General features: G+C 68.4%; 7 protein-coding genes. 4 read left to right on the top strand and 3 right to left on the bottom strand.

The window, feature by feature from the left end:
- The first annotated feature begins 132 nt into the window (after window positions 1–132).
- Window positions 133–672, top strand: coding sequence for a DUF2939 domain-containing protein (locus ACFJIT_RS06365; protein ID WP_379655362.1), 540 nt, complete (start codon window positions 133–135; stop codon window positions 670–672).
- A 77-nt stretch (window positions 673–749) separates the two neighbouring features.
- Here ACFJIT_RS06365 and ACFJIT_RS06360 read toward each other — a convergent pair whose 3' ends face one another.
- The 3 genes from ACFJIT_RS06360 to ACFJIT_RS06350 form a co-directional block, all read right to left on the bottom strand.
- A complete protein-coding gene (locus ACFJIT_RS06360) occupies window positions 750–1,703 on the bottom strand; it encodes a 5'-nucleotidase (RefSeq protein WP_130522667.1) in 954 nt (317 codons plus the stop codon).
- 135 nt (window positions 1,704–1,838) lie between these two features.
- On the bottom strand, window positions 1,839–2,606 hold the full coding sequence (locus ACFJIT_RS06355) for an NAD kinase (protein ID WP_130518151.1): 768 nt from the start codon (window positions 2,604–2,606) through the stop codon (window positions 1,839–1,841).
- A 117-nt stretch (window positions 2,607–2,723) separates the two neighbouring features.
- The gene (locus ACFJIT_RS06350; protein ID WP_379655361.1) at window positions 2,724–7,793 is read right to left on the bottom strand and encodes an NAD-glutamate dehydrogenase; all 5,070 of its coding nucleotides are present in this window, start codon (window positions 7,791–7,793) and stop codon (window positions 2,724–2,726) included.
- Window positions 7,794–8,105: 312 nt separating this feature from the next.
- Here ACFJIT_RS06350 and ACFJIT_RS06345 point away from each other — a divergent pair, with 312 nt between their 5' ends.
- The 3 genes from ACFJIT_RS06345 to ACFJIT_RS06335 are packed head-to-tail and all read left to right on the top strand — an operon-like array spanning window position 8,106 to window position 13,245.
- Window positions 8,106–8,729 carry a TetR/AcrR family transcriptional regulator gene (locus tag ACFJIT_RS06345; protein ID WP_379655736.1) on the top strand — a complete coding sequence of 208 codons (624 nt, stop codon included), beginning with the start codon at window positions 8,106–8,108 and terminating at the stop codon, window positions 8,727–8,729.
- A gap of 55 nt (window positions 8,730–8,784) precedes the next feature.
- Complete coding sequence (locus ACFJIT_RS06340) at window positions 8,785–10,023, top strand: efflux RND transporter periplasmic adaptor subunit (protein WP_337052650.1); 1,239 nt, start codon at window positions 8,785–8,787, stop codon at window positions 10,021–10,023.
- A 12-nt stretch (window positions 10,024–10,035) separates the two neighbouring features.
- Window positions 10,036–13,245: a multidrug efflux RND transporter permease subunit gene (locus ACFJIT_RS06335; RefSeq protein WP_379655360.1), complete on the top strand. Its 3,210-nt coding sequence runs from the start codon at window positions 10,036–10,038 to the stop codon at window positions 13,243–13,245.
- The last annotated feature ends 327 nt before the right edge of the window (window positions 13,246–13,572 follow it).

Raw genomic sequence — 13,572 nt, 5'->3', positions numbered from 1 at the left:
CATGGAACCGGCCCATGGTTTCATCGGCCGCCTTCGATCACAAGCCCGAGGCGGGTCCTCGGGCACGCGCCTTGACGGCCGCACCTGCCGCGCTCTGTACTCTTCAACACACTCCAAGCGCCGGGTAACACGATGCGAAAGTGGATGCTGGCTGTGCCCCTGCTGGCCTTGCTGCTGTTGGCGGGCTTCGTCGCGGCCGGGCCGTACATCGCCATCCACGGCATCCGCGACGCACTGGCCGCGCAGGACACGGGCAAGCTGGACCGCTACGTCGACTTTCCCAACCTGCGCCTCAATCTGCGCGCGCAGCTGCAGGACCGCATGGTCCGCGCCGCCGGCGTGGACGCGCAGTCCAGCTTTCTTGGCGCGCTGGCGCTCTCGCTGGCCGGCGGCGCGGCAGGGGTCGGCGTCGATGCCATGGTCACCCCGACCGGCATTGCCGCGCTCCTGCAGGGACGCTCGGTCTGGAAGCGCGCCCTCGGCGACACCGCCAACGGCGATACCTACGGCCCGCCCGCGCCGGCCGAACCGCTCAAGGGTGCCGAGCACCACTACGCGTCGCTCTCGCGTTTCACCGCCACCACCCGCACCGACAGCGGCGCCCCGATCACCTTCGTGTTCGAACGTCAGGGCCTGGTGTGGAAGTTGACGGATATCCGCTTGCCGCTTTGAGGCGGGGAGTGAGCGAAGAGCAGTGAGGAGTGAGCAGAGCGAAAGCATCGGCAGGGCTTCTACTCACTCCTCTCCACTCACTTCTCGTTCGCCACCCCATGCGGCACATGCCCCGCCGCGGTGTGCGGATGGGCACTGTCGATGTTGTGTTGCGAGTCGTCGAAGAAGATGTCGGCGCCGAAGGCAGCCAGAAACGGGCCCTTGTGCCTGCCGCCCAGGAACAGCGCCTCGTCCAGGCGTACGCCCCACTCGCGCAGGGTGCGGATCACGCGCTCGTGCGCCGGCGCCGAGCGTGCGGTGACCAGGGCCGTGCGGATCGGCGCGTGCTCGCCGGGCGGGAAGGCGGCCTGCAGCTGATGCAGCGCGGCGAGGAAGCCGCGGAACGGGCCGCCGGAGAGCAGTTCGCGCGCCTTCTCCTGCTCGTGGCGGCCGAAGGCTTCCACGCCCTGCTCGCGCGAGATGCGTTCGCTCTCGTCGCCGAAGATCACCGCATCGCCGTCGAAGGCGATGCGCAGCTGGTTGGACAGCCGTCCCGCCGGTAGTTCCCCCGCCGCCGCAGCGGCCTCCTCGGCGCGTTCGCCCGGCGGCTTGGGCAGGATGGTCGCCGCGGCGATGCCGTGGCTGAGCGCGCTGCGCACCGAGTCGGGGTTGGCCGAGAGGAACAGATCGGTGCCGAACGGCTTGATGTAAGGCCAGGTCGGCTCGCCGGCGGTAAAGGTGGCCCGCACGATGTCCAGGCCATAGTGCTGGATCGAGTTGAAGATGCGCAGGCCGGTGTCGGCCGAGTTGCGCGACAGCAGGATCACCTCGACGCGCGGCGTATCGGCCGGCGCGCCCTGGTTGAGCGCCAGCAGCTTGCGCACCACGGTAAAGGCCACGCCTGGCCCGAGCACGTCGTCCTCGTGCGCCCGCTGGTAGGCGGCGTACGCGTCCAGCCCTTCGGCCTGCCACAGGGCGTGGCTCTCCTCCAGGTCGAACAGGGCGCGCGAGGTGACGGCGACGGTGAGCAGGCGGGGCGAGTTGTCGGGCATCTAGCAGGGATTCGGGATTCGGGATTCGGGATCAGAAGATTTCGTCGGTGGCTGCGAATGGTCGGGTTGCCAGTGGTCGCGGTGCTTTTGCGGTCTCTGGGCTCTGGGCCCTTGCACCTGGCAGCTGGCCCCGCCTCAAACCAGAAACTGTTCGCTCAGGATCCGCTCTTCCAGGTTGTGCTCCGGGTCGAACAGCAGGGTCACGGTGTGCGTGCGCGATTCGTGGATGGTCACCTCGGTGACGTTGCGGAACTCGTGCGAATCGGCGGTGGCGCTGACCGGGCGCTTGTACGGGTCCAGCACCTGGATGCGCACCTCGGTGTCGGCCTTGAGGATGGCCCCGCGCCAGCGCCGCGGGCGGTAGGGCGCGATCGGCGTCAGGGCGATGGTGTGGCTGCCCAGCGGCAGGATCGGGCCATGGGCGGAATAGTTGTAGGCCGTGCTGCCGGCCGGCGTGGCCACCAGCACGCCGTCGCCGGTCATCTCCTCGATGCGGGTCTGGCCGTTGAGATCCACGCGCAGCTGCGCGGCCTGCCGGGTCTGACGCAGCAGCGAGACCTCGTTGTAGGCCAGCGAGGTCACCTCGATGCCCGACTCGGTCTGCGCGCGCATCTCCAGCGGGCGCAGCTTGGTCGGCTCGGCCGCGGCGATACGCGCGGGCAGATCGTCGTCGCGGTGGTGGTTCATCAGGAAGCCGACCGTGCCCAGCTTCATGCCGAACACCGGCTTGCCGAGCAGGCCGTGGCGGTGGAGGGTCTGCAGCATGAAGCCATCGCCGCCCAGCGGCACCAGGATGTCAGCCTGGTCGGGGGCATGCTGGCCGTAGCGCTGGCTCAGTTCGGCCAGGGCCTGCTGTGCGGCTTCGGTATGGCTGGCGAGGAAGGCAAGGCGCGGCGCGGTCATGCGGTGAAGGATACCCGGCGCCCGCCCGCGGCGCGTGTTGCGTCTTCAACCGACGCAAAAACAAGCGGGGCCAGGTGTCGCCACCCGGCCCCGCGTGCCTTTCTCGGCTGGCCTGGATCAGGTCAGCTGCGACAGGCGCTGCACCGCGACCGAGGCGGTCGGGTAGTCCAGCGTGCGCTGGGCGGCGATGTCGTCGAGCATGGAGCGGGTGAAGCGCAGCGTGGGATCGTCGCGCTGCATCCAGCGCCCGACCTTGGCCTCGGCGCTGTCGCCGGGCAGGGCCAGCACCTGCGCGGTCATCGCGCGCAGGTGGGCGGAGAGCTCGTCGCGCAGCACGCCACGGGCCACCGCATGCCAGCGGCCGTCGACCTGCAGCGCGTCGATCTGCGCGAACAGCCAAGGCAGGTGCAGCGCATCGCCCAGGCGGTAGTACACCTTGGACACCGCCACGGCCGAGAGCTTGTGCGCGCGCGCCAGTTCGATGATGTCCGCCGAAGGCTCCAGGTACGGCAGGGCCGCCAGCTGGCCGGCCAGCGCATCGGGCACGCCCTTGGCCTTCCAGTCGGCCAGCGCGGCCTCGTAGGCCGGCCGCAGCGAATCGGGCAGCACGCCGTCGGCCGCGCGGATGTCGTTGAAGCCGGCGTGGTAGCGCTCCACCGCCGTGGCGATGGCCGGAATCGGTCCGGTGCGGGTCAGCAGCCAGCGGGTGAAGCTGCGCTGCAGCTTCCAGATCACCTGCAGGGCGTCGATCTGCACCGCCTCGGCCACCTTGCCGTCCAGGGCATCGATCTGCGCCCACAGCGCCCGCGCGTCCAGTGTCTCGCGGGTGATGGTGTAGGCCTTGGCGACCTCGCCGATGTCGCGGCCGGTGTCCTCCTGCATGCGCAGCAGGAAGGTAGCGCCCATGCGGTTGATGGTCGAGTTGGTCACCGCGGTGGCGATGATCTCGCGCTTGAGGCGGTGCTGCTCCATCTGCGCGGCGTACTTCTTCTGCAGCGGCTGCGGGAAGTAGCGCTGCAGCTCCTTGGACAGGTACGGATCCTCGGGGATGTCGGTGTGCAGCAGCTCGGCGAAGGCCACCAGCTTGGAATAGGACAGCAGCACCGACAGCTCCGGCCGGGTCAGGCCCAGCCCACGCGCCTTGCGGTCGGCGAACTCGGCGTCGCTGGGCAGGTATTCGATCTGCCGGTCCAGCAGGCCGCGCGCCTCCAGCACCTGCACGAAATGCTGCTTGGAGCCCAGGCGCGAGACGCTCATGCGCTCCATCAGGCTCAGCGCCTGGTTCTGGCGGTAGTTGTCGGTCAGCACCAGCTGGCCGACCTCGTCGGTCATGCTGGCCAGCAGGGCGTTGCGCGCCGCTTCGGTGAGCTTCTTCTGCCGCACCACGCCGTCGAGCAGGATCTTGATGTTGACCTCGTGGTCGGAGGTGTCCACGCCGGCGGAGTTGTCGATGAAGTCGGTGTTGAGCAGCACGCCGTTCTGGGCCGCCTCGATGCGGCCCAGCTGGGTCAGGCCCAGGTTGCCGCCCTCGCCCACCACCTTGCAGCGCAGCTGGCCGCCGTTGACGCGCAGCGCGTTGTTGGCGCGGTCGCCGACATCGGCATTGCTCTCCTGCACGGACTTGACGTAGGTGCCGATGCCGCCGTTCCACAGCAGGTCCACCGGCGCCTTGAGGATGGCGCTGAGCAGCTCGGTCGGCGACAGCGCGGCGATGCCCGCGTCCAACCCCAGCGCCTGCTTGACCTGCGGGCTCAGCGGGATGGTCTTGAGCGTGCGCGGGAACACGCCGCCGCCGGCCGAGATCAGCTTGGTGTCGTAGTCGGCCCAGGACGAACGCGGCAGTTTGAACATGCGCGCGCGCTCTGCGAAGGACCTGGCCGCATCGGGGTTGGGGTCCAGGAAGATGTGGCGGTGATCGAAGGCGGCCACCAGGCGGATCTTCTCGGACAGCAGCATCCCGTTGCCGAACACGTCGCCGGACATGTCGCCGATGCCGACCACGGTGAAGTCCTGGGTCTGGCAGTCGCGGCCCAGGGCGCGGAAGTGGCGCTTGACCGATTCCCACGCGCCCTTGGCGGTGATGCCCATGCCCTTGTGGTCGTAGCCCACCGAGCCGCCCGAGGCGAAGGCATCGCCCAGCCAGAAGCCGTGGTCGATGGCCAGGCCGTTGGCGATATCGGAGAAGGTCGCCGTGCCCTTGTCGGCGGCCACCACCAGGTACGGGTCGTCGGCGTCGTGGCGCACCACGTCCAGCGGCGGCACGATCTTGCCGCCGACGATGTTGTCGGTGATGTCCAGCAGACCCTGAATGAACATCTTGTAGCAGGCGATGCCCTCGGCCATGACCGCGTCGCGCTCGCCGCTGGCCGGCGACTGCTTGACGTAGAAGCCGCCCTTGGCGCCGACCGGCACGATCACCGTGTTCTTCACCATCTGCGCCTTGACCAGGCCCAGCACCTCGGTGCGGAAATCGTCGCGGCGATCGGACCAGCGCAGGCCGCCGCGCGCCACCGCGCCGAAGCGCAGGTGCACGCCCTCCACACGCGGGCCGCAGACGAAGATCTCGCGGTACGGGCGCGGCTTGGGCAGGTCGGGCACCTTGGCCGAATCGAACTTGAAGCTGATCGTGTGCGCCGGCGCGCCGTCTGCGTCGACCTGGTAGTAGCTGGTGCGCAGCGTGGCCTCGATGGTGCCCATCAGGCTGCGCAGGATGCGGTCGTCGTCCAGGCTGGAGACGCCGTCGAGCAGCTTGAGCATGGCCGCATGCACGGCCTCGGTCTGCGCGTCGCGCGACTGGGTGGCCGCCTGTGCGAGGGCGTGCAGCGCCTTGTGCGTGTCCTCGTCGGCCGTGTCGGCCAGGGCCAGCAGCGCCTGCGCCGCGGCTTGCGCACGCTTGCCGTCGCGCGCCTTGGCCTTGCCGTCCAGCGTCGGGTCGAAGCGCACCTCGAACAGCCGCACCAGCAGCGCGGCCAGCAGCGGGTAGCGGCCCAGCGTGTCCTCGACCGAAGCCTGGGTGAAGGGCACGCCGGTCTGCAGCAGGTACTTGGTGTAACTGCGCAGCACCGCGACCTGGCGCCAGCTCAGGCCCGCGCGCAGCACCAAACGGTTGAAGCGGTCGTTCTCGGCATCGCCGCGCCAGACGCGGGCGAAGGCCTCGTCGAAATCCTCCGCGCGCGCGGCCACTTCGATGTCGCCGCCGGCCGGCTCGACCTCGAACTCCTGGATGTAGGCCACGCGCCCGTCCAGATCGAGGCGGAAGGGATGCTCGGAGATCACGCGCAGGCCCATGTTCTCCATCAGCGGCAGCGCGTCGGACAGCGGGATGTCGATGCCCAGGTGATAGAGATTCAGGCGCAGCGCGCCTTCGCCGGCGCGGTGCCGCGGCGAGCGGTACAGGCTCAGGCGCAGGTCGTCGGCGTCCTTGAGCTGGGCCAGGCGCTCGACGTCGTCGGCGGCCAGCTCGGTGGACACGTTCTCGATGTAGTACTGCGGCAGCGCCCGGCCGAAGCTGGACGCCAGCGCCAGTCCGCGCGCCTCGCCGTGGCGCTGGATCAGCGTCTCGCGCAGGTCGTCCTGCCAGTTGCGCAGCAGATGCGACAGGCGCGACTCCAGCTCGGCCGCATCGACGCTGACCTCCTCGCCCGGGCGCGGGCGCACGGTCAGGTGCAGCTGCGCCAGCGGCGATTCGCCCAGCTGCACGGTGGTGTCGACCGCGTCGCCGTGCAAGGCCTCCTTCATCAGCGTCTCGATGCGCAGGCGCAGCTGGGTGTTGAAGCGGTCGCGCGGCACGTAGACCAGCGCCGACCAGAAACGCCCGTAGCGATCGCGGCGCAGGAACAGCTTGCTGCGCACGCGCTCCTGCAGGCCCAGGATGCCCATCGCGGTGCGCGCCAGCTCGTCCTGGCGCGACTGGAACAGCTCCTCGCGCGGCAGCGTCTCCAGGATATGGCGCAGCGCCTTGCCGCTATGGCTGTTGGGCGACAGGCCGGACTGGCGCATGACGTGCTCGTGGCGCTCGCGCACCAGCGGGATCTCCCACGGGCGGCGGTTGTAGGCGCTGGAGGTGAACAGGCCCAGGAAGCGCTGCTCGCCGGTGATGCGGCCGTTGGCGTCGAAGGACAGCACGCCGATGTAGTCCATGTAACCCTTGCGATGCACCGTGGCGCGCGCATTGGTCTTGGTCAGGATCATCGCCTCGGCTTCGCCGGCCTCGTTGAGCAGGTTGGCGGCCAGCGAGCGCACCGCACGCGGCTTGCCCGAGGCATGGCCCCGCATCAGGCCCAGGCTGGTGTCCTCCTGCGGCACCAGCACTTCCTCGCCGCCCTGCTTCTGCACGCGGTACTCGCGATAGCCGAAGAAGGTGAAGTGGTCGTTGGCGGCCCACTGCAGGAATTCCTGCGTCTCGCGGCGCATGCCATCGGAGACCGGCATGCGGCGCGTGGCCAGGTCCTCGGCCACGGCCAGCATCTTCTCGCGCATCGCGCTCCAGTCGCCGACGATCTGACGCACCTCGGCCAGCACGCGGCGGATCTCGGCCTCGATGCGCGGCATCGCCTCGGCCGGCTGGCGGTCGATCTCCAGCATCATCAGCGATTCGGCCTTGCCCTCGCCCACCGCCGTGGCCTTGCCCGACTTGTCGCGCTCGAAACGCACCACCGGATGGCCCAGCACATGCACGCCCACGCCCATGCCGGCCAGGGCCATGCTCACCGAATCGACCAGGAAAGGCATGTCGTCGTTGACGATCTGCAGCACCGAGTGCGAGGACTCCCAGCCATTGGCCTTGGCGCTGGCGTTGAACACGCGCACGTTGGCCGTGCCGGGCTTGCGCACGCGCGCGAACTCCAGCATGTCCACCGCCATCGCGGCCCAGCCCTGCGCGCTGTGGTGCGGGAACTCGTCCTGCTCCATGCGCCGGTAGAAGGCATCGGCGAAGACCTTGGCCTGCTCGCGCTTGGCGCTGGGCACCAGCGTCTTCAAGGCGTCGTGGATGGGCTGCAGCGAGAACGCTGGGGTGGACGCGCCGGCCTTCGTAGCGCGCGTCTTGGGCGGGGTTGCAGGAACGGGCTTGGCCGACGGCGCGATGGCCTTGGCGGGCTTGCTGCTGGACTTGCCTGAGGGCGGGGCCGAGGCGGCCTTGGAGGTCGAAGCGGATTTATTGCGGAGCCTGCTGCCGGTGGTGCTCATACAGTCGCTTACATCGAGGAAGTTAATCGCGCATTGTAGGCCTGCTCTCTTAAACCTTCGTGTTGCGCGGCATCATGATCAATCGACTTGAGCGCATGCCGATTGCTCACACTTCCAGCGCGTTTGCAAGTCTTGGAAGCCGTGCGTCAGGCGCTGACGCGTTTGCTCGACGCGCGGATAAACGGTCATTGCATGTCGATCCCGTCACCGCCCCATCACTCGATCTTCACAAGCGCGGATAAACCGCGTCGCGACTGCATTTTCGGGGTATTCAAATTCTGAACTGGACGGTATAGTCCAGCCCCCATGAGCCTGTCTGACGCCACTCCGACCGCAGCCGAGCGACGCCAGCGGGTCTTTACTGCCATGCGCGCGCTGATGGCCGAGCAAGGTTTTCGCGTGAGCATGGATGCGCTCGCCCAGCGTGCTGGCTGCTCCAAGCAGACGCTGTATTCGCAGTTCGGCAGCAAGCACGCGCTGCTGCGGGATCTGATGCACGAGCAGCTGCAGCTGACCACCGCGCGGCTGGGAAGTTTCGAGGATGGCGTGCGTGCACCGCTGCTGGCCTTCGCCGAAGAATACCTCGAGCGGCTGGCCGAGCCCGACGTGGTCGCGGCCTGTCGGTTGTTCAGCGCCGAGTCGCCGCAGTTCCCCGACGAAGCCCGCGGCATCTGGCGCGATGGCGGCGAGCGCCTGCATCAGCACCTGGCCCAGTGGCTGTCCCAGGCCATGCAGGCCGGCCTGCTGAGGCATGACGATCCGCACGCGTCGGCCGAACTGCTGTTCGGCATGCTGCTCGGTCTGGACCTGGAGCGCGTGCGCTTCGCCGAGCCGCAGCGATTGCCCGCCGCACGCCGCGCCTGGGCGAGCCGGGCGGTCGAGGCCTTCCTGCGCGCCTTCGCGCCCGACGCACACGCCGCCCGCTGCCGCTGCTAGCGCCGCCCACTTCCTGCCACCTCACCACCCTTCAGTTTTTCCGGAGCCCTCTCCCATGACCGCCCCAACCCGCCCGCTCCTGCTCAGCCTCGCTCTCATGCTGGCCCTGGCCGCCTGCAAGAAGGAGGAGCAGCAGGCTCCGCCGCCGCCGGAAGTGGGCGTGATCGACGTGCAGCCGACCAGCGTGCCGCTGACCCGCGCGCTCAGCGGTCGCCTGGCGCCGGTGCGCAGCGCCGACGTGCGTGCCCGCGTGCCCGGCGTGCTGCTCAAGCGCGTCTACGAGGAAGGCACCGACGTGAAGGAAGGCCAGGTGCTGTTCAAGATCGACCCGGCGCCGCTGCAGGCCGACCTCAGCTCGGCCCAGGGCCAGCAGGCCTCGGCCCAGGCCACCTACACCAACGCGCACATCGCCGCCGAGCGCGCCCGCAAGTTGGCGCCGCAGCAGTACGTGTCCCAGTCCGACCTGGACGACGCCGAGGCCGCCGAGCGCAGCGCCGCGGCCGCCCTGCAGCAGGCCAAGGCCGCGGTGACCAACGCCCAGATCAACCTGGGCTATGCCAACGTCACCGCGCCGATCTCCGGCCGCGCCGGCAAGCAGCAGGTCACCGAGGGCGCGCTGGTCGGCGCCGAGGGCGTGACCCTGCTGACCACCGTGGACCAGATCGATCCGCTCTACGTCAACTTCACCATGAGTTCCTCCGAGCTGCAGTCGCTGCGCCAGGCCCAGGGCCAGGGCAGCGTCAGCCTGACCGACACCAAGGACACCAAGGTCAAGATCAAGCTCCCCAACGGCCAGGTCTACAACCAGGTCGGCACGCTGGGCTTCTCCGACGTGGTGGTCGACCAGGCAACCGGCACGGTCTCGCTGCGCGCCACCGTGCCCAACCCCGACAAGGCGCTGCTGCCCGGCAGCTTCGTCACCGTCGAGGCCGACCTGGGCACGCGCAGCGGTGTGTACCTGGTGCCGCAGGAGGCCATCCAGCGCGACACCAACGGCGCCTACGCCCTGGTCGTCGGTGCCGACGGCAAGGTCGTGCGCAAGGACGTACAGATGGAAACCACTTCGGTGGACCACAAGTGGGTCGTCACCGGCGGCCTGAAGACCGGCGACCGCGTGATCGGCGTCGGCCTGCAGAAGGCCAAGGAAGGCGGCCAGGTCAAGGCCGTGCCCTACGCGCAGGCCTTGGCGGCCAGCCAGCAGCAGGCCGGCGGCAAGCCCCAGCAGCCCGCCGCCGCGGGCGCCGACGCCAAGCAGGGCGACACCCAGCAGCCTGCGCAAGACCAGGCCAAGTAAGGATTCACCCCCATGCCCAAGTTCTTCATCAATCACCCGGTCTTCGCCTGGGTCGTCGCGATCCTGATCTCGCTGGCCGGCGTGATCTCGATCCTCAATATGGGTATCGAGTCCTACCCCAACGTGGCGCCGCCGCAGATCACGGTGCAGGCGACCTACCCCGGCGCCAGCGCGAGCACCACCGAACGTTCGGTCACCCAGGTGATCGAGCAGCAGCTGACCGGCATCGACAACCTGCTGTACTTCAGCTCGACGTCCAGCTCCTCGGGCCGCGCCACGATCACCCTGACCTTCGAGACCGGCACCAATCCGGACATCGCCCAGGTGCAGGTGCAGAACAAGGTGTCGCTGGCCCAGCCGCGCCTGCCCAGTGAGGTGACCGCGCAGGGCGTGGTGGTGGCCAAGGCCAACGCCGGCTTCCTGATGGTGGTCGGCGTGCAGTCCGAGAACGCCTCGATCGACCGCAACCACCTCAACGACATCATCGCCTCGCGCGTGCTCGACCAGATCTCGCGCGTGCCGGGCGTGGGCAGCACCCAGCACTTTGGTTCCGAGTACGCCATGAACATCTGGCTGGACCCGCTGAAGCTGCAGGGCTACAACATGTCCGCCAGCCAGGTGCTGGCGGCGGTCAAGGCGCAGAACGTGCAGTTCGCCGCCGGCTCGATGGGCTCGGACCCGGCGCCGGAAGGCCAGGCCTTCCAGGTCACGGTCTCGGCCGAGGGGCGCTTCACCGAGCCCGAGCAGTTCGAGAACATCATCCTGCGCGCGGACAACGACGGTGCGACCGTGCGCCTGAAGGACGTGGCGCGCGTGGCCTTCGGCGCGCAGAACTACGGCTTTGACACCAAGTACAACGGCAAGCCGGTCGGCGCCTTCGCCATCCAGCTGCTGCCCGGCGCCAACGCGCTGAGCGTGTACGAGGCGGTCGAGGCCAAGATGAACGACCTGGCGGCCAGCTTCCCGCCGGGCGTCACCTGGTTCACGCCCTACGAGACCACCACCTTCGTCAAGATCTCCATCGAGGAAGTGGTTCACACGCTGATCGAGGCCATCATCCTGGTCTTCCTGGTGATGCTGATCTTCCTGCAGAACTTCCGCGCGACGATCATCCCCACCCTGGTGATTCCGGTGGCGCTGCTGGGCACCTTCATGGGCCTGGACATCATCGGCTTCACCATCAACCAGCTGACCATGTTCGCCATGGTGCTGGCGATCGGCATCGTGGTGGACGATGCGATCGTGGTGATCGAGAACGTCGAGCGCATCATGGCCGAGGAGAAGCTCCCGCCGCGCGAGGCCACGATCAAGGCGATGGAGCAGATCACCGGCGCGGTGGTGGCCATCACCGTGGTGCTGGCGGCCGTGTTCATCCCCTCGGCCCTGCAGGGCGGCGCCTCGGGCGAGATCTACAAGCAGTTCGCGCTGACCATCGCCATCTCGATGGGCTTCTCGGCGTTCCTGGCGCTGGGCTTCACCCCTTCGCTGTGCGCCAGCTTCCTCAAGCAGCACGATGAGAACAGCCACGAGAAGAAGAAGAACATCGTCTTCCGCACCTTCGAGAAGTACTACGGCAAGACCGAGAAGGGCTATGTGGGGATGATCGGCCGGCAGGTGCGCCACGCGCCGCGCTGGATGCTGCTGTTCGCCGTGCTGGTGGTGCTGACCGGCTTCCTGTTCACGCGCATCCCCACCAGCTTCGTCCCCGAGGAAGACCAGGGCTACGCGCTGGCCATCGTGCAGACCCCGCCGGGGACGCCGATGCAGAAGACCAACGAGGTCATGGACCAGATCCGCGGCACGCTGGGCAAGCTGGATGGCTTCGAAGGCATGATGCAGATCACCGGCTTCAGCTTCCTGGGCCAGGGCGAGAACGTGGGCATGGCTTTCATCCGCCTCAAGCCCTGGGACGAGCGCCCGGTGGCCACGCAGTTCATCGGCCAGGCCAACGGCGCGCTGCAGGGCATCAAGGGCGCGCAGATCTTCGTGGTCAACCTGCCGACCATCCAGGGCCTGGGCCAGTTCGGCGGCTTCGACATGTGGCTGCAGGACCGCACCGGCGCCGGCCAGGATGCGCTGATGGCCGCGCGCAACCAGCTGCTGGGCATCGCCTCGCAGGACAAGTCGCTGATGCAGGTGCGCCCCAACACGCTGGAGAACGCCCCGCAGCTGCAGCTGAAGGTCGACCGCGTGCAGGCGCAGTCGATGGGCCTGTCGGTCAGCGACATCTACACCTCGATCCAGCTGATGCTGGCGCCGGTGTACGTCAACGACTTCTTCTACGGTGGCCGCATCAAGCGCGTGAACATGCGTGCCGACGCGCCCTTCCGCACCGGGCCCGAGTCGCTGGAGCAGTTCTATGTGCCCAGCAGCACCGAGAGCGATGCGCAGGGCAATCCCTCGATGATCCCGCTGTCCAACGTGGTGTCGACCAGCTGGGCCTCGCTGCCGCCGTCGCTGGCGCGCTACAACGGCTATTCAGCGGTCAACATCAACGGTTCGCCGGCGCCGGGCAGCTCCTCGGGCCAGGCCATGGCCACCATGGAAGGCATTGTGCGCGACAAGCTGCCGGCCGGCTTCGGCTTCGACTGGTCGGGCATGAGCTACCAGGAAATCCTGGCCGGCAACAGCCAGACCCTGCTGCTGGTGCTGTCGCTGGTGGTGGTGTTCCTGTGCCTTGCGGCGCTGTACGAGAGCTGGTCGATCCCGGTCTCGGTGCTGCTGGTGGTGCCGCTGGGCGCCCTGGGCGCGCTGGCCTTCACCATGCTGCGCGGCCTGTCCAACGACATCTTCTTCCAGATCGGCCTGATCACCGTGATCGGCCTGGCGGCGAAGAACGCGATCCTGATCGTGGAGTTCGCGGTGATGGAACGCGCACAGGGCCGCACGCTGCACGACGCCATCGTCAACGCCGCGCACCTGCGCATGCGCCCGATCCTGATGACCTCCTTCGCCTTCATCATGGGCGTGGTGCCGATGGCCCTGTCCAGCGGCGCCGGCGCCAACGCGCGCCACGCCATCTCTACCGGCGTGATCGGCGGCATGGTGTTCGCCACCGTGCTGGGCTTGCTGCTGATCCCGATGTTCTTCATCGTGGTGCGGCGCCTGCTGGGCGACAAGATGGACGAGCCCTCCAAGGAATACCTGGCCTCGCACCAGGACGGCGGGCAGGACGGCCAGCCGCCGCGTCAGGACACCCCGCAGGGGCATGGCGGTCACTGACCGTCTGCCTTGAGGTCCTGAAACCCAAGAAGCCCCGGTGATGCCGGGGCTTCTTCTTTGGGGCCGGGTGTTGCTTGGGGTCGGTCTTGCTTGGTGGGAGCCGCCATGGCGGCGATGAGGCTTTACCGGCAAAGCCCCTCGCCGCCATGGCGGCTCCCACGGTGCTGAGCGGCCCGCCTCTCGTGAGAGAGGCGCCGCACATGACTCCTAAATTTCGAATCAGCGAGCACCCACCAGAACCGTCATTCCCGCGAACGCGGGAATCCAGCGCCTTGCGCCTGTCCGCGCGAAAGTCGCTGGGTTCCCGCGTGCGCGGGAACGACGGTC

This window comes from Pseudoxanthomonas sp. UC19_8, from assembly GCF_042700505.1.
GTDB classification, from domain to species: domain Bacteria; phylum Pseudomonadota; class Gammaproteobacteria; order Xanthomonadales; family Xanthomonadaceae; genus Pseudoxanthomonas_A; species Pseudoxanthomonas_A winnipegensis.
The sequence above is the reverse complement of the archived record's forward strand: the minus strand, read 5'-3'. Positions and strand labels throughout refer to the sequence as shown.